Annotated in this window: 22 protein-coding genes; 14 read left to right on the top strand and 8 right to left on the bottom strand. The window is 70.9% G+C overall.

Translation table 11 applies throughout. The features are described from left to right. Positions 1–3 precede the first annotated feature (3 nt). Positions 4–1,128, bottom strand: coding sequence for an aryl-sulfate sulfotransferase (locus tag ACFVW8_RS28245; RefSeq protein WP_389694802.1), 1,125 nt, complete (start codon positions 1,126–1,128; stop codon positions 4–6). Positions 1,129–1,245: 117 nt separating this feature from the next. Between ACFVW8_RS28245 and ACFVW8_RS28240 the strand changes: the two genes are divergently transcribed. After that, positions 1,246–1,827: a helix-turn-helix domain-containing protein gene (locus tag ACFVW8_RS28240; RefSeq protein ID WP_389694800.1), complete on the top strand. Its 582-nt coding sequence runs from the start codon at positions 1,246–1,248 to the stop codon at positions 1,825–1,827. Positions 1,828–1,855: 28 nt separating this feature from the next. Here the strand turns inward: ACFVW8_RS28240 and ACFVW8_RS28235 are convergent, their stop codons facing one another. After that, positions 1,856–2,845, bottom strand: coding sequence for a phosphotransferase family protein (locus ACFVW8_RS28235; protein WP_389694799.1), 990 nt, complete (start codon positions 2,843–2,845; stop codon positions 1,856–1,858). A 71-nt stretch (positions 2,846–2,916) separates the two neighbouring features. Then, positions 2,917–3,675, bottom strand: a complete 759-nt coding sequence (locus ACFVW8_RS28230) for a VOC family protein (protein ID WP_389694798.1) — start codon at positions 3,673–3,675, stop codon at positions 2,917–2,919. Between the two features lie 241 nt (positions 3,676–3,916). On the opposite strand from ACFVW8_RS28230, the gene ACFVW8_RS28225 reads away from it, so the two are divergent. Together ACFVW8_RS28225 and ACFVW8_RS28220 are read left to right on the top strand one after the other, a co-directional pair. Then, on the top strand, positions 3,917–5,539 hold the full coding sequence (locus ACFVW8_RS28225; RefSeq protein ID WP_389694815.1) for an FUSC family protein: 1,623 nt from the start codon (positions 3,917–3,919) through the stop codon (positions 5,537–5,539). After that, positions 5,536–6,042, top strand: a complete 507-nt coding sequence (locus ACFVW8_RS28220; protein ID WP_389694796.1) for a MarR family winged helix-turn-helix transcriptional regulator — start codon at positions 5,536–5,538, stop codon at positions 6,040–6,042. Before ACFVW8_RS28225 ends, ACFVW8_RS28220 begins: the two co-directional genes overlap by 4 nt. Before the next feature lie 23 nt (positions 6,043–6,065). On the opposite strand, the gene ACFVW8_RS28215 is transcribed toward ACFVW8_RS28220, so the two are convergent. Further along, positions 6,066–6,851, bottom strand: coding sequence for an IclR family transcriptional regulator (locus ACFVW8_RS28215; protein ID WP_389694794.1), 786 nt, complete (start codon positions 6,849–6,851; stop codon positions 6,066–6,068). 502 nt (positions 6,852–7,353) lie between these two features. Here ACFVW8_RS28215 and ACFVW8_RS28210 point away from each other — a divergent pair. From ACFVW8_RS28210 to ACFVW8_RS28180, 7 genes are all read left to right on the top strand, one after another. Beyond that, the gene (locus tag ACFVW8_RS28210) at positions 7,354–8,964 is read left to right on the top strand and encodes a sensor histidine kinase (protein ID WP_389694792.1); all 1,611 of its coding nucleotides are present in this window, start codon (positions 7,354–7,356) and stop codon (positions 8,962–8,964) included. After that, positions 8,961–9,368 carry a roadblock/LC7 domain-containing protein gene (locus tag ACFVW8_RS28205; protein WP_024494673.1) on the top strand — a complete coding sequence of 136 codons (408 nt, stop codon included), beginning with the start codon at positions 8,961–8,963 and terminating at the stop codon, positions 9,366–9,368. Before ACFVW8_RS28210 ends, ACFVW8_RS28205 begins: the two co-directional genes overlap by 4 nt. Further along, on the top strand, positions 9,365–9,736 hold the full coding sequence (locus ACFVW8_RS28200) for a DUF742 domain-containing protein (protein ID WP_389694790.1): 372 nt from the start codon (positions 9,365–9,367) through the stop codon (positions 9,734–9,736). The genes ACFVW8_RS28205 and ACFVW8_RS28200 overlap by 4 nt, the downstream gene beginning before the upstream one ends. Continuing rightward, complete coding sequence (locus ACFVW8_RS28195; RefSeq protein WP_389694788.1) at positions 9,717–10,331, top strand: ATP/GTP-binding protein; 615 nt, start codon at positions 9,717–9,719, stop codon at positions 10,329–10,331. The genes ACFVW8_RS28200 and ACFVW8_RS28195 overlap by 20 nt, the downstream gene beginning before the upstream one ends. Positions 10,332–10,423: 92 nt before the next feature. After that, entirely contained in the window at positions 10,424–11,995 is a 1,572-nt protein-coding gene (locus ACFVW8_RS28190) for a cytochrome P450 (protein ID WP_389694786.1), read from the top strand. Between the two features lie 180 nt (positions 11,996–12,175). Continuing rightward, a complete protein-coding gene (locus ACFVW8_RS28185; protein WP_389694784.1) occupies positions 12,176–13,516 on the top strand; it encodes a 6-phospho-beta-glucosidase in 1,341 nt (446 codons plus the stop codon). A gap of 73 nt (positions 13,517–13,589) precedes the next feature. Then, on the top strand, positions 13,590–14,189 hold the full coding sequence (locus ACFVW8_RS28180; RefSeq protein WP_389694782.1) for a hypothetical protein: 600 nt from the start codon (positions 13,590–13,592) through the stop codon (positions 14,187–14,189). 66 nt (positions 14,190–14,255) lie between these two features. On the opposite strand, the gene ACFVW8_RS28175 is transcribed toward ACFVW8_RS28180, so the two are convergent. The 3 genes from ACFVW8_RS28175 to ACFVW8_RS28165 all read right to left on the bottom strand — a co-directional run bounded on the left by ACFVW8_RS28175 (position 14,256) and on the right by ACFVW8_RS28165 (position 18,298). Next, positions 14,256–17,183 (bottom strand): WGR and DUF4132 domain-containing protein, encoded by a 2,928-nt coding sequence (locus tag ACFVW8_RS28175; protein WP_389694780.1) that lies wholly within the window; start codon positions 17,181–17,183, stop codon positions 14,256–14,258. 222 nt (positions 17,184–17,405) lie between these two features. After that, a complete protein-coding gene (locus ACFVW8_RS28170; protein ID WP_389694778.1) occupies positions 17,406–17,846 on the bottom strand; it encodes a hypothetical protein in 441 nt (146 codons plus the stop codon). Further along, positions 17,840–18,298, bottom strand: a complete 459-nt coding sequence (locus ACFVW8_RS28165) for an ATP-binding protein (protein ID WP_389694776.1) — start codon at positions 18,296–18,298, stop codon at positions 17,840–17,842. Before ACFVW8_RS28165 ends, ACFVW8_RS28170 begins: the two co-directional genes overlap by 7 nt. A 205-nt stretch (positions 18,299–18,503) precedes the next feature. Between ACFVW8_RS28165 and ACFVW8_RS28160 the strand changes: the two genes are divergently transcribed. The 4 genes from ACFVW8_RS28160 to ACFVW8_RS28145 all read left to right on the top strand — a co-directional run bounded on the left by ACFVW8_RS28160 (position 18,504) and on the right by ACFVW8_RS28145 (position 21,008). After that, positions 18,504–19,364, top strand: a complete 861-nt coding sequence (locus ACFVW8_RS28160; RefSeq protein WP_389694774.1) for a helix-turn-helix domain-containing protein — start codon at positions 18,504–18,506, stop codon at positions 19,362–19,364. Next, positions 19,364–19,600, top strand: coding sequence for a DUF397 domain-containing protein (locus ACFVW8_RS28155; RefSeq protein ID WP_389694772.1), 237 nt, complete (start codon positions 19,364–19,366; stop codon positions 19,598–19,600). The genes ACFVW8_RS28160 and ACFVW8_RS28155 overlap by 1 nt, the downstream gene beginning before the upstream one ends. A 77-nt stretch (positions 19,601–19,677) precedes the next feature. Beyond that, complete coding sequence (locus ACFVW8_RS28150) at positions 19,678–20,487, top strand: SAM-dependent methyltransferase (RefSeq protein WP_389694770.1); 810 nt, start codon at positions 19,678–19,680, stop codon at positions 20,485–20,487. A gap of 65 nt (positions 20,488–20,552) precedes the next feature. Beyond that, a complete protein-coding gene (locus tag ACFVW8_RS28145; RefSeq protein ID WP_389694768.1) occupies positions 20,553–21,008 on the top strand; it encodes a YchJ family protein in 456 nt (151 codons plus the stop codon). A 42-nt stretch (positions 21,009–21,050) separates the two neighbouring features. Here ACFVW8_RS28145 and ACFVW8_RS28140 read toward each other — a convergent pair whose 3' ends face one another. After that, a complete protein-coding gene (locus tag ACFVW8_RS28140) occupies positions 21,051–23,030 on the bottom strand; it encodes an MDR family MFS transporter (protein WP_389694766.1) in 1,980 nt (659 codons plus the stop codon). Between the last annotated feature and the right edge of the window lie 2 nt (positions 23,031–23,032).

Raw genomic sequence — 23,032 nt, 5'->3', positions numbered from 1 at the left:
GGCTCAGCCCTTCGGGACGTCGAGCCAGGGGAGTTCCCCGGCCGAGTAGCGGTAGGAGCGGAACACGGCGTTGGGCTCGGACGGGAACAGCTTGCGCACTTCTTCTTCCTGGTAGCCGCCGAAGAACGGCACGATGTACTCCCAGCACAGATAGCCGTCCGCGGTCACCTCGAAGAGGCGTCCGGCGGGGGAGTCCGTCACGAGCGTGTTCCCGTTCGGCAGGCGCTGGGCGCTGCCCATGAACGGGGCGAAGAACGACTCGCGTGCCGGGTCGTGGTATTCCCAGACAATCGTGCCACTCGACCGCTCGATCTCGATGACCCGGCTGAACGGCACATCCCAGTGCGGGCGGAAGACGCCGTTGTCGAAGACCAGGAAGTTGCCGTTCTCCAGCTCGGTCGGGCAGTGCTGCTGCGATACGACGCCGGGCTCGCTGCGCCAGATGATCCCGCCGGTCTCCCGGCTGATGACGACCACGGCGGAGACGGAGCGGAAGCTCGCCAGGATGTTGCCGTCGCTGGTCGGCAGCACGCTGTTGATCAGCGGGTAGTGCTCGCGCGCGTAGTCGGGGTGCAGCGGGAAGTCCTCGCGGTCGAGGTGCTCGGAGACCTTCCACTCCCAGACGGTCCTGCCCTCGGCGTCCACCTCGACGATGGTGTCCGCCCAGACGGTGCCGTCGGCCTCCGAGCCCGGCACCCCGCCCCGGACGGCTGCCGCGGTCTCACCGGTCAGCGGCTCCAGGGCCGTGTACAGGAGCCGGCCGTCGCCGTAGTGGTACGCGTCGTGGTGCTGGTAGCGGTCGCGGTGCTCGCGTACGACCGTGCCGCCGGGGGTGATCTCCTGCATGATCCCGCCGCGGTACTTGTGCCACATCGGGAAGAGCGCCGGCTCGTCCGGGAGGACTCCGCTGTAGGCGAGATTGCCGTTGGGCAGGATCCTGGCGTGCCGCCCCGGGCGGTGCGGGAGGTCCCACCGGTGAACGACCTCACCGCGCATGTCGATCAGGTACACCTCACCGCCGCCGGTGAGCGGGGCGAAGAGGGTGTACCCGCCGGAGGAGGCCTCCTCGTCCAGGGCTATGAGTCCGGTGCCGCGGCGCCGTCGCTGGTTCTGGTCCACGAGGGGCATGGATCGGTCCTCCCGGTTAACTTTATTAGGTGGGACTTAAGAGATTAACCGGCCCGGTAGGCTGCTCCCAGCCCCGCCGGCTGTGGTGTGCGGCACGCGGGACACGGAGTGAGCGATATGAGCGAGGCGGACACGCCACTGGTCGGCCCGGGTATTCGCCGACGCCGTCGCGCGCTGGAGCTGACCCTCGCGGAAGTCGCGCGACGGGCGGGCCTCTCCACCCCTTTTCTCAGCCAGATCGAGAACGGCCGCTCCCGGCCGAGCATGGGTTCGCTCCAGCGCATCGCCGACGCACTCGACACGACCGCGGTCCAACTGCTGGCCGCGGCCGAGGCACCCCGCCCGGTCGACGTGGTGCGCGGCACCTCGGCGTCCGTACGCGAGAGCGGCGCGGAGGGCGGCGACGCCGGCCGGATGCGTCCACTGGTGCGTGGCCATCAGCGCCTGCACGCCCTGGAGTTCACCGGGTACCACGACTGGGGCCGTGAGTTCAGGCACCGGAACGACGAGATCCTCTACGTCGCCGACGGCTCGGCGGAGGTCGAGGCGGACGGCAACTTCTACCGCCTGGAACGGGGAGACACGCTCTACTGCGCAGGCGGGCTCGTCCACCGCTGGCGCCCGATCGAACCGGGCACCCGTGTTCTGGTGGTCGGCATCGCGGACCACGTGCAGGCAACGGACGAACAGGGCGGCTGACGCGGGTGCGTCAGCCGGGCAGCGGCTCTCAGCCGTATCGCAGAAACAGCTCCTGAAGGTACTCCTCCAGCCGCTCGGTGAGCAGTTCCGGTGTCAGATCGTCCCGTCCCAGCTCGCGCCATGGGCCGGCCACCTTCTCGGCGTCGGGGGCGAAGGCGAGAGCGTCCAGCAGGCGCCAGTACAGATGGTCCCCGGGCTCACCGGCCAGCAGGCCGCCCGCGGCGAGATACCTGCCGGCGAACGCCATCCCGGACCCGGCGCCGTGCAGCAGGGCGAGCGTGGTCGAGCAGTGCGCCACATCCAGATCCGCCGGCCCCCAGGAGGTCTCCACCCAGTCGACGACGCCGGTGATGCGGATGTCGTCGCCCTCCCCGTCGAACAGCACATTGCCCGGATGGAAGTCCCGGTGGAGGAAACGGGGCCGGTACTCCGGCGCGGCGCCCCGGATGACGTCCACCGCACGCTGCCACAGCTCGGGCCGCGCGGTGGTCTCCGGGACCCGCACCCGGCCGGGCGCGGTCCAGGCCTCGTAGGTGCGGGGCCGGTTCTCCGCCGTGACGTCGACACCGTGGATGCGGACCAGCTGCCGGGCCAGCAGCCCGGCCCGCCGGTCCGCGCCCTCGTCGCAGACCCGCACACTCCCGGGCAGCAGGGACATCAGCAGTGAGGGGTGGTCGCAGTGCTCCGCCGTCGCGTCCACGCCGTGCAGGGAGGCCGCCGGCACATCGGTGCCGCCGAGGAGCGCCAGGACGGCTGCCTCGCGGTTGAGCAGACCCTCCGCGTGCCGGACGAAGAACGGCTTGACGAAGGACCGCAGCACCAGGGCCCCAGGGGCGTCACCGCCGGCGACGCCGAGGAGTCGCATCTGTGAGGTCCATCCGCCGCGCAGCGGCTCGGCGCCGACGACACGGGCGCCGGCGGGCAGCTTCTTCTCCACCCACGTACGGGTGTTGGCCCACATGCGCCCGTCGTCGTCCGCGCCGATGCCACCTGCTTCTGATTCCGTGCTGCCGGTCATGCCGGAAGGCTACCCAGGCAGTACGCCGTCGGTCATGGCCGGGCGCGTGGGGCGGCGGCGCACAACCGCCGCTACGCCTCGGTGCGGTGAATACCGAATACGGCACCCTGCGGGTCCCGGATCACGGCGATGCGCGGGCCCTGCGGGATGGTCGTGGGCTGCATCAGGAGTTCGCCGCCGGCACTCTGGGCGGTGGCGGCCGTCGCGTCGGCATCCGTGACGGCGAAGTACGGCAGCCAGTGCGGCGGCGCCTCGGGCGGGAACGTCTCGTCCATCGTCCGTGCTCCGCCGAAGTCCGCCCCGTCGATCCCCCATTGCGGATACGTCTCCGAGGCGCTGACCGTCCAGCCGAGGACTGCGGGATAGAAGGCGAGTGCCGGTTCGCTCTCGCGGGTGACGAGTTCGGTCCAGCCCAGGGCGCCCGGGTCGTTGAACAGGTCGGCGCCCGCGAAGGCGCGGCCCTGCCAGAGCGAGAACACCGCGCCGGACGGATCCGCCACCACGGCGAACCTGCCCTGGTCGAAGATGTCCATCGGGCCGACCAGCAGCGAACCGCCCGCCGCCGTCACCTTCGCCACCGAGGCGTCCACGTCCCCGGTGGCGAAGGAGACCGTCCACGCCGGCGGCTGCCCCGGCTGGTAGACGGGGCTGAGCGCCGCGACCCGGGCGTCCCCGAGGTGCGCCATCGTGTAGCCGCCCGCCTCCTCGCGCGGATCCGTCTCGCACCGCCAGCCGAAGAGCGCGGCGTAGAACGTCTTGGCCGCCTGGACGTCGGAGGTGCTCAGTTCGATCCAGCAGGGACCGCCGGGCACCGGTGCTGTGAGCTTCATCCGCATTCCTCCGTGAGCCGGGTGGGCCTCGTGCTTCTCCGTGCACGTCTCTCCGCGCACCTGAACGCTATGACCGTGTGCGGCGGCGGGCCATCGGGGCGGAGATATCGTCCAAGTGTTTTATCTGTGTAATACCTGTTAACGTATTTGAGTGAGCGATACAACTACAAGGTCCCGTCGGCAGCCTCCCGTCCGCAGACTCCCGCTGGCAGGCCCGCTGCGCCTGGCCCGGCCCTCGGACATGTGGTGGAAGCCGGCGTCCAGTGTGGTCGTCGCCACGGCGATACCGAACCTGGTGCTGTTCTCCGTCGACCGCCTCGACCTCGTGATGTACACGATGGCGGGCTCGCTCTGTGCGCTGTACGGCCACAGCCTCCCGTACGCCCGCCGCGCCCGGACCGTCACCGCGGTCGTCATCGGCATGCTGGCCGGTCTGGCGGTGTCGCTGGTCGCGGCCTCGCTGACCGGTTCGGCCGCAGTGCTGATCGCCGTCGGCGCGCTCCTCGCCGCCGGGCAGAAGCTGCTCTGCGACGCCACCCGGATCGGACCCCCGGGGCCGGTGATCTTCACGTTCGTCAGCTCCGCCGCCCTGTTCGCCCCGCAACACCTCGGCCAGGTGCCGGGGCACCTCGCCCTGACCCTCGGCGCAGGCGCGGTCTCCTGGCTGGTCACTGTCGCCGCACCCGCGCTGATCCGCCGAGAAGGACCCGAACGCCACGCGACCGCCCGCGCCCTGAACGCCGCCGCGGCCTACGCCGCCGAACCCGGTCACCGCACCAGGCGCGCCGCGGTCGCCGCCGTGCACGCGGCGTGGCAGACCCTGCTCGCGGCCGGCCGGCCCACCCCCGTACGCCGTGCACTGGAACGCCTCGTCGTGCACGCCGAAGCCGTACTCTCCACAGACGCGCCGGAGCAGCGCGCCGGAGCACCGGCCGCCGATCCCGGCCTGCTGCGCGCCTGGGCCGGGCAGACCCGGGCCCGCGGCCCGGTCCCCACCCCGCCGGCCGCCCCCGGAACCGCCGCCGAACTCTTCGGTATCGACGCCGAACGCACCGCCGGCCGCCCCACCGGCCCCGGCGCGGCCCGCCGCGCCCTGCTCCGCCGCCTCGGCCCCGGCTCCCCGCTGCTGCCGGTCGCGGCCCGCACCCTCATCGGATGCGCCCTGGCCGGCTACGCCTCGTCGGCCGCCGGCGTCGGCCGCCCCTACTGGGCGATCGTCACGGCGGCCTCCCTCTACCAGGCCAACGTCACGCTCTCCTGGAACCGGACGCTCCAGCGCACCCTCGGCAATCTCCTCGGCGTGCTGGTCTTCGCCGCCGTGCTCCCGGTCACCCGGACCGGCCCGCCGGCCCTGATCGGCTTCTGTCTCTTCTTCAGCTTCGCCGCCGAGGCCCTGATCACCCGCAACTACTGGCTCGGCTCCGTCGCCGTGACGCCGATGGCCCTGCTGGTCCTGGAGTACGCCGGAAGCCACCCGGCCGGTGAGCTCATCGGCGACCGGGTACTGGATACCGTCATCGGCGCCGCCGTCGGATTCCTCGTCGCGGTGCTCGTCACCAACCGCCGCGCCACCGGACGGGTGGAAACGGCACTCGCCGCCGCCGAACTGGCCCGCGCCCACGCCGTACAGACCCTGGCAGCCCCTGCCCCCGCGCCCGCCGCACTCGAAGCGGCCCGCCGCAGACTCACCGGATCACTGGTCGAGCTGCGCGAGGCGCAGGACACGGCCGCCGGTGAATGGTGGCAGCGCGCCCTGCCCCAGGAGGAGGTGCTCGCCGCCGAGCAGGCCGGACACCGTACGCTCGCGGCGACAGCAACACGGCAGGGGCCGGTCGCCCCGGCCCCGGAGAACGGAGCGGTGTGACGGACGACATCGTCGCCTCGGTGGTACGGCAGTGGCGGGCAGTGAACCCGGAGCTCGACACCGGGCCCATGGAGCTCATCGGCCGGATCAACCGCTGCTCCGCCCTGCTCCAGCAGGCCGAGGACGCCCCGCTGCGAGCGGCCGGACTGACCCGTCCCGAATTCGACCTGCTCGGCGCCGTGCGCCGTACCGACCGTGAACTCACCCCCGGCGAACTGGCCAGGGAGACCTTCTCCTCCGGTGCGGCCGTGACCAAGCGACTGCGGGTCCTCCAGGAGCGCGGCCTCATCGACCGTCGCAGCGACGCCCGGGACCGCCGGGTCGCGCATGTCCGCCTCACCGACGCGGGCCGGGACCTCGTCGACGGGCTGCTGCCGCAGCAGCTGGCGTACGAACGCGCGGTGCTCTCCGGTCTGGACGCGGAGTCCCGCGACCGGCTCAGCGCCCAGCTGAGTGAACTGCTGGTCCAGCTGGAGGGACGCATCGGCGGCGCCCGCCGCTGACCGTCCCCGGCGCCCGTGCCTCCTCAGGCCTCGTGCGCGGACGGCCGCCCGGCCGGGGCCGGGCCCAGCAGTGCCGCCGACAGCCGCAGCTCACCGGCGCGGCGTACCAGCGCGGCATCGTCACCGCGGTCGGCCGGCGCGCAGGCCGTCAGGGCGAGCCCGTCCCGCCAGCTGGAACCGGCCAGTGGCACGGCGACCGTGTGCATGCCCGGCGCCGACTCGCCGCGGCTGAGCGCGTATCCGCAGGCCCGGATGTCCGCCAGCTCCGCGAGCAGCGCCGACCGTGAGACGGGCGTGCGCGGATTGGCCTCGGGCAGCCGCTCCTGCGGGTAGAGGGCGCAGACCTGGTCCGTGGTCATCCGGGAGAGCAGCATCCTGCCGCCCGCTGTGCCGTGCGCGGGATGGGTGCGGCCCGTCTCCAGCACCACCCGCACCGGGTGCGGCGACTCACGGCCGTCGGTGACGATGATCCGGTCGCCGACCAGCGCGGCGCTGCGCACGGTCTCGCCGGTGCGCCGCACCGCGTCGTCCAGTACCGGACCGAGCCGCTCACGGACGGCGGCGTCGAACCCGGCGGGGCGGCCGAGCCGGACCAGTTCGGGGCCGGCCGACCAGCCGCGGCCTGAGGAGTCCCGGATCGTGAAGCCGCGCCCCTCCAGCGTGCTGAGCACGCGATGGGCGGTGGAGCGGCCGACGGAGAGGCGCCCGGCCGCCTCGGAGACGGTGAGCGAGTCATGGGTGAGGAAGAGCTGCATCAGCCGGAGCCCGGTGTCGAGTGACTCGATGGTGTAGTCCCGCGTCGGCTCCATGAGATGTGCGTTCCCCTGTCTGTTCGTACGGCGGCCCGGTGTTCCACTCGCCCGTCGGTCATGAATCTGCTCCTTTCGATCCACTTCGATCGCATGTGCGCCTGTCCCGCGAGGAGGGACGGAAGGGGGCGTTCAGGAGCCGGTTCTCGTCGTCGGCGTGCTCGTTCACCGTACTCCTGAAGGCAGTTGAGGGTGGTACGAGTGTGCGGGCCGACGGACTCGTCCCTCGCTGTGGGACGTGGGGGAGTGGTACGCCCCAAATCTGCTCGACCGTCACTCCCCGCGCACGCTCGGAGGCGTTCCGTGTAAAAACTCGTGAGTGTATTACCGCTGAGGTGCTCGCGCAGGGGGTTGGGTGAATGTGCCGAAGCACTGTTTCGATCTGACTAAGCTCACGCGCAGTGAAGTCGAGTTGATGTGAATTCGAGCGCTTGTTCCCGACTGCCCTGTAAGCGCCGTACCTCCTGAATACTCCCCCCGAATCAACCGCCAGAGGTTTTAGATGGTTCGTGTTGAATCACCGCCGATCGACCGAGAAACACCTGTCGTCCGCGCCGTGTTGCTGCCCGTTGTCGTGATGGCGGGCGCGACTGCCGCCGCCGTGGCGCTGGTTGCCGAGGCCGCGCGGATACCAGTCGTCTGGTGCGGCGCCCTCGCCACCGTCGTGGTCGCCGTGCTCACCGTCGAACTCGCCCGCCGCGGCAGGACGATCCGCCGGCAGCGCGCCACGTACGAGCAGCGCTGCACCGCGCTGGAACGCCGCATCGCCAACCACGACGAAGAGACCGTTCGGATCAGCAAGGAGCTCCTGCCGGCCGCGATCCACCGACTGCGGGTGGGCAACTCCCCGGACGAGGTGCTGCGCGACGTCGTGGACGGCGACGAGGTCTACCGCCATCTCCCCGACGCCCAGCGCTCCCTCGTCTACACGGTGCTCGACATCATCGACAACGAGGAGGCGACGCGTGACTCCGCGCAGCGCGCCTTCGTCAACGTCGCCCGCCGCGTCCAGGCGATCGTCCACCGCCAGGCAAGTGAACTGCGGGAGATGGAGGAACACCACGGGCGCAACCCCGACGTCTTCGACGACCTGCTCCGCATCGACCACGGCACCGCGCTGATCGGCCGGCTCGCCGACTCCATCGCCGTGCTCGGCGGCGCCCGGCCCAGCCGCCAGTGGCCCAAGCCCGTACCGCTGTTCAGCGTGCTGCGCGGTGCGATGTCGCGGATCCTGGAGTACCCGCGCGTCGACCTGCACTCGATCGCCAAGGTCGCCATCATCGGCACCGCGGTCGAACCGCTCATCCACGCCTGCGCCGAGCTCCTCGACAACGCCACCCGGTACTCCCCGCCGCAGACCCGCGTGCACGTCACCGCCGTCGAGGTGCAGACCGGCATCGCCATCGAGATCGAGGACGGCGGCGTCAGCCTCAGCGAGGAGGCCCGGGCCCGGGCCGAGAACATGCTCGCCAGGGCCCAGGCCGGCTCCAGCATGAACGACCTCGGCGAGTCCCCCCGGCTCGGCATGGCGGTCGTCGGCCGGCTGTCGCGCATGTACGACCTGCAGGTCTCGCTGCGGCAGTCCGCGTACGGCGGTGTCCGCGCGGTGCTCATCGTGCCCCGCTCCATGATCACCACCGGTCCCGCACCCGGTATCGCCCACGGCATCGGCGCCACGTCGCGGCCCACCAGCGACATCGACATCGCGGACATGAAGCACGTCGTGCCGGCCCGCAGCACCCACCGCAAGCCCAGCCCGCTGGCCGCACGCCCGGCGACCGGTCCGGTGGCCCCCGCTTCCCGCCCGGCCGCCCCCGCGACCCCCGCCGTCGCCATGGAGGACGAGGTTCCCCTGGTGACCGAGTGGACCTCGGGCGGACTCCCGCAACGCCGCAGCCGCGGCCGCGCACCTCTGGGTTCGCACAACCTCCCCGCACAGTCCGCAGATCCCACCGCGGGCCGGAACGGCCACGGCAACGGCCATGACAACGGCAAGGAGCCGCCTCCCGGGATCTGGCTGGAGGCGTTCACCAAGGCCGCCAACGGCGTTCCCCAGGAGCCCAGGGCCGACGAAGACTCCGATGACGCGTGGGACAAGGGAGACCTGAAGTGATCCAGCAACGGGGCAACATGGACTGGATGCTCAAAGAGCTGGCCGACGATGTTCCGGACATTCACCAGATCGTCGTGCTCTCCGCGGACGGGCTGCGCATCGCCCGGCACGGCGGCGACCCCGATGTCGCGGACCGGCTCGCGGCGGCCTGCGCCGGCCTGCAGAGCCTGGCCGCGGCCGTCGCCTCGGAGATCCCCTACAGCGACGGCCGGATGCGGCTGGTCGTCATCGAAGTCACCGGCGGCTTCTTCTACTTGATGGCGGCCGGGGCCGGTGCCTATCTCGCCGTGCTCGCCGGAGAGACGGTGGACGCGGGACTCGTCGGATCGCGGATGCGCGACATGGTCGTACGGATCGGCGCCCATCTGACGAGTCCGCCCCGACACGACGGGCAGGCCGGATGAGTTCTACCCGACGAGAACGCCGCAAGGTCGATCCGGGGCTGAACGATCCGGAACGGCTCTACGTGATCACCGGCGATCCCGACGGCAGCGAGCGGGCAGCACTCGACCTGGTCACGATGGTGGTCTCGAAGTCACAGCCGACCCCGACGGTCCAGCCCGAGCAGGCCGTGATCCTGCGGCTCTGTCAGGCCCCGTTGTCCGTCGCCGAGATCTCCGCCTACCTCAGCCTGCCGTTCAGCGTGGTGACCTCGCTCCTCACCGAGCTCCTCGCGACCGAACTGATCGAATCGCGAGCGCCGATCATCCGCGCGACCCTCCCGGACAGGTCCCTCCTCGAAGCGGTGATGCATGGACTTCAGAAACTCTGACACGATCACGGGCCCCCGGAGCGAGGACGTCCTTCCCACCACGGCCACCGCCGCGGTGAAGGTCGTGATCGTCGGCGGGTTCGGGGTCGGCAAGACGACGATGGTCGGATCGGTCAGCGAGATCCGGCCGCTGACCACCGAAGAGACCATGACCCAGGCCGGCGTCGGCGTGGACGACAACTTCGGGGTGGAGAGCAAGACCGCCACCACCGTCGCCATGGACTTCGGCCGGATCAGCATCAGCGAGGAGCTGATCCTCTATCTGTTCGGCACCCCCGGGCAGGAACGCTTCTGGTTCCTGTGGAACGGCCTGTTCGAGGGGGCACTCGGCGCAGTCGTCCTCATCGACACGCGTCGGCTGGAGGTCAGCTTCGACGTCATCGGGCGCCTGGAAGAACGCGGCGTGCCGTTCGTCGTCGCCGTCAACACCTTCCCCGATGCGCCCAAGCACCCCGTCGAGGCGCTGCGCAGCGCCCTGGACCTGCCGGACGAGGTCCCGATGATCGACTGCGACGCCCGGCTGCGCGCCTCCAGCCGCGATGTGCTGATGACCCTCATGCGGTATCTGCACAGTGTGGCCGCCCCGCTCGGCTGACGCCGCCCGCACGCACGGCCCGCACACGTTCCGCGCGCCCCCACCGCGTACCCCATTCGTCCGGCCCTGGCAGCCTGATCCCTGGAGCGATCGTGACAACCCCATTCCACTACGAGCCCGGAGCAGCCACGGGGCCGGTTCCGCCCCCCGAGTGCCCGGCCCACGGCCTCGGCATCGGCCCCGGCGGTGTGCGACGGTTCTACGGCCCCGAGGCTGAGCAGGACCCGCACGGCCTGTACGACAAACTGCGTGCCGAACACGGCACGGTGGCGCCCGTGCTGCTGCACGGCGATGTGCCCGCCTGGCTGGTCCTCGGGCACAGCGAGAACCTGCACATGACCCGCACGCCCTCGCAGTTCTCCCGCGACTCCCGCCGCTGGCGTGCCCTGCAGGACGGCAGCGTCGCGCCGGACCACCCGCTGGCCCCGATCTTCACCTGGCAGCCGATCTGCGCCTTCGCCGACGGCGCCACCCATGAGCGGCAGCGCGGCGCCGTCACCGACTCCATGGGGCGCATCGACACCCGGGGCGTCCGCCGCCACGTCAACCGCTACAGCAACCGGCTCGTCAACGACTTCTGCCGGGAAGGGCGCGTCGACCTGGTCAGCGCGTTCGCCGAGCGGCTGCCCATGATGGTGGTGTGCGCGATCTTCGGCATGCCCGAGGAGTACAACGACCGGATGGTGCAGGCCGCCCGTGACCTGACCCGGGGCACCGCGACCGCCGTCCAGAGCAATGCCTACGTGCTCGCCGCGCTGAACCGTCTGGTCGAGCGGCGCCGCCGGGAACCCGCGGACGACTTCGCCACCTGGCTCGTCGAACACCCCGCCGACATGAACGACCAGGAGGTCGCCGAGCATCTGCGGCTCATCCTGGTCGCCTCCTACGAGTCGACCGCCAACCTGATCTCCAACGTGCTCCGCATGGTCCTCACCGACCCGCGGTTCCGGGCCAGGCTCAGCGGCGGCCACATGACCGTCCCGGAGGCGGTCGAGCAGACCCTGTGGGACGAGCCGCCGTTCACCGCGGTCTTCGGCCGTTGGGCGGTCGGCGACACGGAGCTGGGCGGGAAGCACATCAAGGCGGGCGACGCCATGATCGTCGGCATCGCCCCGGCCAACACCGACCCGGTGGTGCGGCCCGACCTCAACGCCAACATGGAGGGCAACCGCGCCCACCTCGCGTTCAGCGGCGGTCCCCACGAATGCCCGGGACAGGACATCGGGCGTGCCATCGCGGACGTCGGCGTCGACGCCCTGCTGATGCGGCTGCCCGACCTCGAACTCGCCGTCGAGGAGAGCGAACTCCAGTGGGTCGGCAACATCATGAGCCGTCATCTGGTGGAGTTGCCCGCCGAGTTCGCGCCCCGTTCCCCGCAGGACGACCGTGAAGCCCCGTCCATGGGCAAGCCGAACCCGACGCGCCAGGACTGGGAGGTGCAGTCGGCGGTCCGGCACACCGCGCCGACCCCGGTCCGCGCGACCGTCCCGTCCGGACCGGCCCACGCTTCGGCGGAGCAGACCCCGGCCGGAGCGACAGCTGCCACTGACGGTTCGGCCGCAACGCCGGGCGAGGGGGCGGCGGGCCTGATCCCGCAGCAGCGCCGGCCCGCGGCCCCGGCCCGGCTGTGGCGCGTCGTCACCCGCTGGTGGAACGGGTACTGACCGGCTGCGGATGACGCCGACGGCCCGTCGGAGTGTGACAGCGACGGCCCGTCGGAGTGAGACAGCGACGGCCCGGTGGAGGGTGACCGGAAGGCACGCCTCCACCGGCCCGTCCTCCGCCCGGCGGCACCGGCCGGTCGTGCGAAGCCCTTCGTCGCACCCCACGTACCATGCGGAAGCGTGAAGCTGACAATTCTGGGTGGCGGCGGGTTCCGGGTTCCACTGGTGTACGGGGCGCTGCTCGCCGACCATGCCGAGGGGCGGGTCTGCGCCGTCACTCTCTACGACACGGACGCCGACCGGCTCACCGCCGTTGCCCGGGTGCTCACCGAACAGGCCGAGGGCATCCCGGACGCACCGACCGTCGTCGCCACCACCGAGCTCGACGAGGCCTTGCGGGGCGCCGACTTCGTCTTCTCGGCGATCCGGGTCGGCGGGCTCGCCGGCCGGGCCGCCGATGAGCGGGTGGCCCTCGACGAGGGCGTACTCGGCCAGGAGACCGTCGGTGCGGGCGGTATCGCCTACGGACTGCGTACCGTGCCCGTCGCCGTCGACCTGGCCCGGCGCATCGCCCGGCTCGCCCCGCACGCCTGGGTCATCAACTTCACCAACCCCGCGGGCCTGGTCACCGAGGCCATGTCCCGGCACCTCGGCGACCGCGTCATCGGCATCTGCGACTCACCGGTCGGCCTCGGCCGCCGTATCGCCCGGGTGCTGGGCGCTGACCCCGACCGGGCCCGGATCGACTACGTCGGCCTGAACCACCTCGGCTGGGTGCGCGGGCTGTACGTCGAAGGCCGGGACGAACTCCCTCGCCTGTTCGCCGACCCGGAACTGCTCGGCTCCTTCGAGGAGGGGCGCCTCTTCGGCACCGACTGGCTGCGGTCCCTGGGCGCGGTCCCCAACGAGTACCTGCACTACTACTACTTCAACCGTGAGGCGGTCCGCGCCTACCAGGACGCGGAGCAGACCCGGGGCGCCTTCCTGCGTGAACAGCAGGAGGGCTTCTACGGCCGGATGAAGGACCCGGCCACGCCCGCGCTGGCCACCTGGGACCGCACCCGGGCCGAGCGCGAGGCGACCTACATGTCGGAGAACCGGGATGTCGCCGGGGCCGGCGAGCGCGACGAGAGCGATCTCGACTCCGGCGGCTACGAGCAGGTGGCGCTGGCCCTCATGCGGGCCGTGGCCCGTAACGAACGGACGTCCCTGATCCTCAACGTGCGCAACCGCACCACCCTTTCGGTGCTGGACGCGGACGCCGTCATCGAGGTGCCGTGCCTCGTGGACGCCAACGGCGCCCACCCCGTCGCCGTCGACCCGCTCCCGTACCACGCCGTCGGCCTGGTCACCTCGGTGAAGGCCGTCGAACGCGCGGTGCTGGACGCGGCGGAGAGCGGCGCGCGCGCCGACGCCGTACGGGCGTTCGCCCTGCACCCGCTCGTCGACTCGGTCTCGGTCGCCCGCCGGCTGGTCGACGGCTACACGAAGGCGCACCCGGGGCTCGCGTATCTCGCATGACCTGTGCACGGGCCGGCGGGGGAGGCCGGCCCGGCCGGGTGCCGACGGCGGACCGTGTGCCATTCTCGGGGCCATGAGCGGCGAGGAGCATGTGCGAAGTCCCGAGGACCTGGAGTACGAGGAGGAGCGCACGGACCCGGTCGAGGCGCCGGCCACACCCGGTGAATGGGATGAGCTGGCGGGCGACTGGGAGAGTCTCCACCAGGGCTACTACCTGGGCAGTGCCCGGCACGCGGTACTCGAATGCGCCAGGCACCTGGAGGCGAGCGCCGCTGCCGCATCCTCGGAGACCGCCCTGTGGGCCCTGGGGCTGTACTACATCGGCGGATACGTCGTCCATGCCTCGCCCCACCGGCCCTCCGAGGACCGGGTCCGGGCGGTGATGGCCGGGATCGAGCGCTCCATGGGCGGCACCGCGTGTGGCCATGCGGCACATCCCTGCGACGACATCCCCGAGGACGGCGAGCTGGAGGGCTTCCCCGCGGTCCTGGAGCTGCTGGCTCATCCGGAGCGGGACGCGGAGCACGAGGCGGCCCTGGCCGAGGAACTCGCCGACGAGGACGCGTATCCCGACGACGGGTGGCGCCGGTCCTGGTACGGGGGCAGGCTCACCCGGGCGGTATGGGCCTGTCCGCGGAATCTGGCCGGCCTGGCACGGGACTTCCTCGCCTGAGAACACCGGCCTTCCCCGCCTGAGGAACGGCGGGTGGGCCCCGGTCAGGATCTCATTCGCGCACCCTCACGCCGCGACCCCCTCGGTGAGGTCCGTGAGATCGGCGAGCAACTCGGACAAGGTCACCGCGTCCAGTTCGTCGAAGCGCAGCGGGTAACCACGGTCGGCGGGCCGGTAGTCGGCGGGGCGGTTGTCGAGCCAGACCGTTTCGATTGTCTGGAGCTGGGTCATGTCGATATCCCCGACGTGAACGCCGTACCGCAGGGCGATCACCAGCCAGCGGTCGCCGAGCCATTTGGAGATCCACCGCTCCACCCCCGCGTCCTGCGGAGCCCCGCGCTCCCAGCCACGCCGTTCCAGCCCGATGACCTTGGCCGTCGGCACCTTGAGGCCCTCGAAGCGGGTCAGCCGGTTGCCGGTGTCCTCCGCGGCCGGCGTGAAGACCGGACGCGCCAGCTGCTGGAACGGCTGCATAATCCCGTAGTCCGCGAACAACCGCGCCCAGGTGGACAACTGCCCGCCCAGATGCAGGGGATGCGCCGGCCGCACGGTTGCGTGTTCCGGCAGGGCGAAGCTCTCGTCCTCGGCATCGGCGAACGTACGGTCCTCCGCCACCCGGAACGCGGTACGCCCCTCGTCCGTCTCACTCAGCCACACCAGCCGGCGCACCAAGTGGCACACCAGCGAATGGCCGACGAACAGCGCGCGGAACTCCTGCGCCGTCCAGGAACGGCCCGCCACCATCGCGTCCTCCAGCCGGTGCACGCGGTGGGAGGCAACCGTCCGCACGTCCTTCTTCAGGGCCACGAACCGCTTGCGTTCCGCCGGGGCCAGTCCCGCGTGGTCCTGGGCGCCCGGCTTCGGCAGGTCCTTGAGCCGCTTGCCGTCCCCGTCCAGCACATAGGGCCGCAATTGCTCGTCGAATCCCACCGTGAACGTCCGGCTGCCGTAGTCGATCACGGTGGAACCGTCCGCGTTCAGACCGAAGCCGGGCACCAGCCGGTCGGAGAGCTGGTCTCCGGTGAGCCCGAGACCGGCGGCCACCTCCGCGATCTTCTCCGTGGCCCGGAGCTTCAACGCCTTGAACTTCACCCGCTCGGAGATGCCGTGCAGATGAAGCAGAGCGACGTCGCTGCCGATTGCCGCCAGCACATCGAGACCTTCCACGGCCCGGTGATGGGCGCCTTCGCCGGGCCAGGCACGGATCACCGGAGTCAGCCGGCGCACCGTGTCGTCGTTCCCCAGCACGCCCAAGGCCCGCAGGGCCCACGACTCTTCGGGAGGCATGAGGGCAAACTGCCACTGCTGGAAGAGTGCCCAGCCGAACTCGGCGAGTGAGGCCGCGTCAGCCGTCCGCGTGAGCGAGCCGAGCCCTGGATGCACCCGGCCCGGTCCTGACGTCGCCAGCATGGACAGGACATGGAGCACCGATGTCTGGGGCAGGGCCCCGCCGGACACGACGTCGATCTGTGGCAGCAGGGCGGGATTCGCCCACAGCGGCAGCTTCCTGGCGCGCGGCCCACCGGGCAGGGACTCCGGTGGGCCGGTCAGCGCGGCCGGCAGGGCGTCGGCGGACGCGTCGGCGGTCAGCCCCACCGGATTGAGGAGCGGTTCGATGACGGCCACCAGCTCGTTGTCGAGCGCCGGCAGTACGGCTTCCACCTGCCCACGGTGGGCGGCGACGTGCCCGGGCAGCAACTGGAGCGAGACGACGGACGAGGTCTCCGCGTGGTCACGGGCCTCCGCGGAGAGCAGCCGCAGGGCGCGGACCGGATAGCGGTGCATCGCTTCCAGGAGGGAAGGACGTACCTGCTTCGAGTCCGCCCGGCCCAGCAGGAGACGGAACGCGTCGTCCGTCGGGAATTCCACCAGGGCCTCGGCGGTCTTCTTCGCTCCGTCGGAGTAGTGATTCCCGTCGGACAACCCCTCGGCCAGCATCGGGACTGCCGCGGTGCCGATACCCTCGGCGGCCGTGGCGATCACCGGGAGGCTGTGGCCGATCGGCGGCAGGTGCGGAAACGACTCGGCCTGCTCCGCGGAGTTGAGCGTGCCGCACACCAGGGAGAGCATGATCTGGTGCCGTACCGCGGCGACATCGGGGTCGGTGCAGAGCTCCGCCACCCAGTCGGTCTCGCTCGGCACCAGATAGGCCGTGACGATCTTCCGGTGGGCGTCGGTCCGGTGTGCGGTGAGGGCTTCGGCCGCTGACCGGTAGGTCGCCTCGTCCGTGGCCGCGAGCAGCTCGCGGACCCGATGGGCGGTGAGACGGCGCGGACTCGCCCACGCGACGGACCCGGTTCCGGTAAGGGCCTGGGCCACGGGGCCGATCGGTTTGCCGCCGTGCAGCTCGGAGGGGCTGCCGACCATGAACAGCTCCACCGTGGCGCGGGCCGCGAAGGGCAGACCGTGCTGCTCGGACCAGATGTCCGGCCAGGTCCTGGCGGCCGACTCGTCGAGCCTCATGATCGAGGCAAGCGCGGCAGCCCCGGAGGGTGAAGGACTCCCCGCGAGGTGCGAACGCAGCTCCTCGGCAAGTCCGGCATCGCGCGGTGCGCTCAGGTACCCCTGAATGGAGGCCTTCTGAGCGGCCGTGGGGACCAAAAGCCTGTTCCAGTGATGTCGCTGTGCCGCGGCGGGCTTGCGGGCCACTCCACCACGCCTGGGATGGAGGGCCTGTCGCCAGGCGGCGGGCAGCACGAATGTGTCCTCGTCGGGCAGCAGTACCGAGGAAGGCCCGGCCGACTCACCGGAATGCGGATCGGGACCGGTGCCCGACACCGCAGCCACCGCCCCCACCTCGCGGTACCCTTTGCGTTCCTTCTCCGCGATCGACTTGGCCGCCTGCGCGGCCGCTGCCTCCGCTGAGGCGTGGTCCTTGGTCTGCGTACGGCCGTCGCTTCCGCAGCGCCCGTAGCGCACGGTCACCACTGTGCCGTTCGTCCCGGTCTCCCAGAACTTCGACGCACTGCCCTCGACATACTCCCAGCGACGCACAGGTCCGCCCCCACACCCGTTCGACCCGCACAGTCACGGGCTTCTCGATCAGTGGTTCCACAGTAGAACCGACCACTGACAACGCACCGTGACCGGTGTCCCGTCAGGCCGAAGGGCAGCAGGCCGGCCGCCGTGCGGGGACGAGGTTCCGTACGTGACCACAAGGGGGAGGGCCGGGGCGTCGTCCGAGGCCCCGGCCTCACCCGTCCGTCCGCGCCCCGGTCAGGGGGCGGACGGGACGCGCGTACCGTCCGCGGACGCCCATGACGGCGTCATCCCGGTCACCTGGCAGACCATCAGGTACAGCGGGATGGGCGGTGTGTACGGCGTACGGCTGTCGGGCTGGTGGATCAGCCGGGGTCGCGCCGCGGGGACGTAGGCCCCTCGTGCGTACGCGGCCTGCGCGGGCCAGTCCAGATCGAGGTCGGAGCCCGAGGGGACGATCCACCACCAGCGTTCCCCGTCCGCGAAGACGCAGCCGGTGCGCGGCAGATGCGACATCAGCCGGAAGCCGTACCGCGCCGGTATCCCCACCGCGTCGTAGCCCAGGCTCGCCGAGAGGGCCGACGGGAGTGGCAGCTGCACCCGGCCGAGACCACCGGGGTGGCCCGGTTCGCGGGAGCGGCGGGTTCCGAGGAGATGGGACATGGCGTTCTTCAGCATGAGTGCTCCGAGCCGTGCGGCAGTTCTGCCCAGACGATGCGGCCCGAGCCGTCCCCGGCGTCGCGGGATCCCCAGGAACTGCACATCGCGTCGACGAGCAACAGGCCGCGTCCGTGCTCGTCGTCGGCGTTGCGGCACAACTGCGGCCCGCCTGGCTGGTGTCCTTGGTCCTGTACGGCTATGCGCAGCCTCCGGTCGAGGCACCGCAGTTCGCACACGACGCGTGAGCTCGCGGTGTGCACCACCGCGTTGGTGACCAGTTCGGACACGATGAGGATCGCTGCGTCGTGCGCGTCGTCGTCCAGTCGCCACTCGTCCAGCCGGGCCCGGGTCAGCCGCCGGGCACCGGCCACCGACTCCGGGTGCGCGGGCAGCGCGAAGCAGTACCGGAGCGTTTCCGTCCCGGGGCTGAGGTCCATGAGCCGGGGGATGAGCGCACTGCCAGGTGCCACGACCGAATCCTCACAGTGGGGGCTGCGTCACGCTTCGCGATCCCGGTGAAAGGAGGCGGGCACGACTAGTGAATGGGTTCACTCACCAACTGTCCCCCTGTCGTGAACACTTGGCAAGGGGCACTCTGAAATTTCCAGAGTGGCTGTGTCTTTGACGGCAGACGCATGGCACACTGCTCGCAAACAGCGCATGGGGAGGTCTGAAGTGAGTGAACCGCGGTCCGCCCCGACCGTGGGTCAGGTCGTTCTCGGCAAGCGCCTGCAGGATCTGCGGGAACGTGTCGGCCTGAGCCGGGACCAGGCTGCCAAGGTGCTGCGTGTCGCGCCGGCGACGATACGCAGGCTGGAGACGGCCGAGGTCTCTCTGAAGATCCCCTACGTGCAACTGCTCCTGAAGGCCTACGGGATCACCGATGAGGAGGCCGACGCCTTCGTCGTCCTTGCCGAGGAGGCCAACAAGCCGGGCTGGTGGCAGCGCTATCACGACGTGCTGCCCGACTGGTTCAGCATGTACGTCAGCCTGGAGGGCGCCGCGAGCCTCCTGCGCATGTACGAGCCGCACTTCGTCCCCGGGCTGCTGCAGACCGAGGACTACGCGCGCTCGGTGATGCGCACCGGAGCGGTCGGCCAGACCAGGCCGGAGGACATCGAGCGGCATGTGGCGCTGCGGATGCAGCGTCAGTCCCTGCTCACCCGGCCGGACGCGCCACGGCTGTGGGTGGTCATGGACGAGACGGTCCTGCGCCGCCCGGTGGGCAGCACGGACACCATGCGCGCCCAGGTCGACCGGCTGCTGGAAGCGACCGCGATGCCCAATGTGACCCTGCAGATCGCCGAGTTCTCGACCGGCCATCACCCGGGCACCTACGGTCCCTTCGTGCTTTTCCGGTTCGCCGTCCCCGAGCTCCCCGACATGGTCTACAGCGAGTACCTGACCGGGGCCGTCTACTTCGACGCGCGCCCCGAGGTGGCCTCCTACCTCGAGGTCATGGACCGCATGGCGGCCCAGGCCGCGACTGCACAACGCACGAAGGAAATCCTCCGGGACTTCCGCAAGGAGCTGTGATGACACCCATATACAACGGCATGCCGGCCACCGAACTCGGCTCCGAGGGCTGGTACAAGCCGTGGAGCGGTGGCAACGGCGGCAACTGTGTCGAGGCCATGAAGCTGTCCGACGGAAGAATCGCCATGCGTCAGTCCGCGGACCCCGACGGCCCTGCTCTGATCTACAGCCACCGCGAGATCGCCGCATTCATCCAGGGAGCCAAAGCCGGACAGGCGGACTTCCTGCTGACCTGACATGCGACGGCCGGGCCCCCGGCCGTCGCGCACGCCCATCTCTCTGTTCGCCGGCCACCGGAACCAAGGAGCGCGCCATGACCGGGCACGAGCCCCCCTCCGTCGAGATCGACACCAGCAAGCCGCACCCCGCGCGGATGTACGACTGGTTCCTCGGCGGCAAGGACAACTATCCGGTCGACGAGCAGATGGCCAAGGAGCTGCTGTCCCTGGACTCCAGGGGCCGCGACATGGCGCGGGTCAACCGGGCGTTCATGCACCGTGCCACCCGCTGGCTCGTGGAGAACGGCGTCCGGCAGTTCCTCGACATCGGCAGCGGCATACCGACCGAGCCCAATCTCCACCAGATCGCCCAGCAGACCGCGCCGGACGCCCGCATCGTCTACTGCGACAACGACCCGATCGTCCTCGCGCACGCGGCGGCCCTGCTGCGCTCCACCCCGGAAGGCGCCACCGAGTACATCCAGGCAGACGCCCGCAAGCCCGAGGCCATCCTGGAGGCCGCCGGCCGGGTCCTCGACTTCGACCGGCCGATCGCCCTGTCGCTGCTGGCCCTGCTGCACTTCCTGGACGACGAGGACGGCGCGGCCGAACTGGTGGACCGCCTGGTCGACCAGCTCGCCCCCGGCAGCTACCTGGTCCTCTCGCACACCACCAGCGACTTCGACCCGGACGGCGCGGCCCAGGCGGCAGCCCTCTACAAGGCCCGAGGGATGACCCTGCGCCTGCGCACCCACGCCGAAGTCACCGCCTTCTTCCACGGCCTCGACCTGGTGGACCCCGGAGTCTGCCTCACCGCCGACTGGCACCCGGAGCTCGGCGAGGTCATCGATGTCCCGGGCGAGGAGCCGATTCCGGGATACGGGGGAGTGGCCCGCAAGGCCTGAGGGCGGTGGGCGCACCGGACTGCGCGACCGCACGGCCCGGCGCCGGAGCAGGTCACAATGGATCCATGTCCCGACGCACCTCACGCCCCCGGCGGCCGTCATCCGCGGGTGCCCGTACCGCCCCCCGGACCGAGATCACCGCAGACTCCCCGTGCCCGTGCGGGCTTCCCGCCCCGTACGGTGCGTGCTGCGGCCGGCTGCACGCCGGGGCCATCGCGCCGACCTGCGAGGCGCTGATGCGCTCGCGGTACAGCGCCTTCGCCGTCCGGGATTCCGCGTATCTGCTGCGCACCTGGCACCCGGCCACCCGGCCGGGCGTGCTGGACCTCGATCCGGGGGTGCGCTGGGAGCGTCTGGAGATCCTGGGGACGACGGAGGGCAGCGCCTTCCACACCACGGGCACGGTCACCTTCCGTGCGCACTTCACGGACGACGGCCGCACCGACTCGCTCCACGAGAAGAGCCGGTTCGTGCGCCACGAGGGTGCCTGGGTCTACGAGTCGGCGGTCTTCGCCGACTGACGTGCCGGAGCGCGGCCCCGGCGTTGCCCGAAGCCGTACGGGTCAGACCGGGGCGCCGGCCGGGGCCACCGGGGCCAGCTCCTGGGTGAGGTCCTCCGCCAGCAACCGCTTGGCGATGACGTCGACCGCGGCCCGCAGACGCGCGTCGTCCGGGTGCTCGCCTTCGTGACCCAGCTCTTCGTTGAGCCACCGCGCCCAGGCGTCCGTGATGGTCCTGGCCTCCCTGCTTCCCGCCTCGGTGTGCGCGAACAGATGGCCGTTGCCGGAGAGATATCCCTCCTCGATCATCCGGTCGAAGACGGGCACCAGTACCTCCGGCGGAATCCGGTGCCGGGCCGCGATCAGCCGGAGACCCGCGTGGCCGACCATCCGGGTGAACAGCTCCACCTGCATCACGGCCCAGGCCCCCGCCATGTCGAGCCGGGTGTCGGAACCGGCGATGATCCGCCGGGCCGTGTCCGGGTCCACCCGTCGCAGCACCCTGGCCACCGAGAACTCCAGCAGCCGGGCCGAGTCCCCGGTGCCCGGCGAGGCGAAGCCCTCACCCATGTCGGTCGAGCCGGCCCGCACCGTGTCGCGCAGCTTCACCTGCTTGAGGAACAGCGCCACCACGAATCCGAGCAGAGCCACCGGAACCGTCCAGAGGAACACGGTGTGCAGGGTGTCCGCGTAGGCCTGGGCCAGTGGCGCCGACTGGGCATCGGGCAGCGAGTGCAGCCCCTCCGGACTCTGGGAGGCCTTCGCCAGCACCGCCGGATCACCGCCCGCCCGAGCCGCCTCCGCGACACCGTCCTTGAGATTGGGGCCGATCGCGTTGGAGTAGATCGTCCCGAACACCGCCGTGCCGAAGGAGCTGCCGAGCGTACGGAAGAACGTCACACCCGAGGTCGCTGTCCCCAGGTCCGAGTAGTCGACGGTGTTCTGCACCGCGATCGTCAGCACCTGCATGGACAGACCGATGCCGAGCCCGAGCACCAGCATGTACAGCGACTCCAGCCACACCCCGCTGTCCGGACCCATCCGGGAGAGCAGGAACAGCCCGACCGCCATGATCAGCGAGCCCACGATGGGGAAGATCCGGTACCGGCCGGTCTTGCTGACCACGTTGCCGCTGAAGATCGAGGCGGCCAGCAGACCGACGACCATCGGCAGCGTCCGGACCCCGGAGAGCGTCGCCGAGTCACCGTCCACGTACTGCAGGTAGGTCGGCAGATAGATCATGGCGCCGAGCATCGCGAACCCCACGATGAAGCTGAGGATCGAGCAGACCGTGAAGACCGGGTTCCCGAACAGCCGCATCGGCAGCATCGGTTCCTTCGCCCGGAACTCGACGAGGCAGAAGACGGCGAGTGCGGCCAGACCGAGGGCGAACAGGCCGATGATGACGGAGGAGCCCCACGCGTACTGGTTGCCGCCCCAGCTCGTCGCCAGGATCAGGGAGCTCGCCCCGACCGTGACCATCGCGATGCCCAGGTAGTCGATGACCGGGCGCCCGGCAGCCTTCACGGACGGAATGGTGCGGGCCGCGGCGATGACGACCACGATCGCGATCGGCACATTGACGTAGAACGCCCAGCGCCACGTCAGATGGTCGGTGAAGAGCCCGCCCAGCAGCGGCCCGATGACCGTCGAGACGCCGAAGACCGCACCGATCGCACCCTGGTACTTGCCGCGGTCGCGCAGCGGGATCACATCGGCGATCAGCGCCATCGCCGTGACCATCAGACCGCCCGCGCCGATGCCCTGCAGACCGCGCCACACGATCAGGAGCGTCATGTTGGTCGCGAGGCCGCAGAGGAACGAGCCGGTGATGAAGATGATCGCCGAGAGCTGGAAGACGATCTTCCGGCCGAACAGGTCGCCGAACTTGCCGACCAGGACCGTCGCCACCGTCTCCGCGAGCAGATAGGCGGTGACCACCCACGACATATGGGCGGCGCCGCCCAGGTCCGAGACGATCGTGGGGGGCGCGGTCCCCACGATCGGCTGGTGCAGGGCGGCCCGCAGAATGCCCCGCACGATCG

Origin of the sequence: Streptomyces sp. NPDC058221 (assembly GCF_042882365.1) — a bacterium.
Lineage (GTDB): Bacteria > Actinomycetota > Actinomycetes > Streptomycetales > Streptomycetaceae > Streptomyces.
The sequence above is the reverse complement of the archived record's forward strand: the minus strand, read 5'-3'. Positions and strand labels throughout refer to the sequence as shown.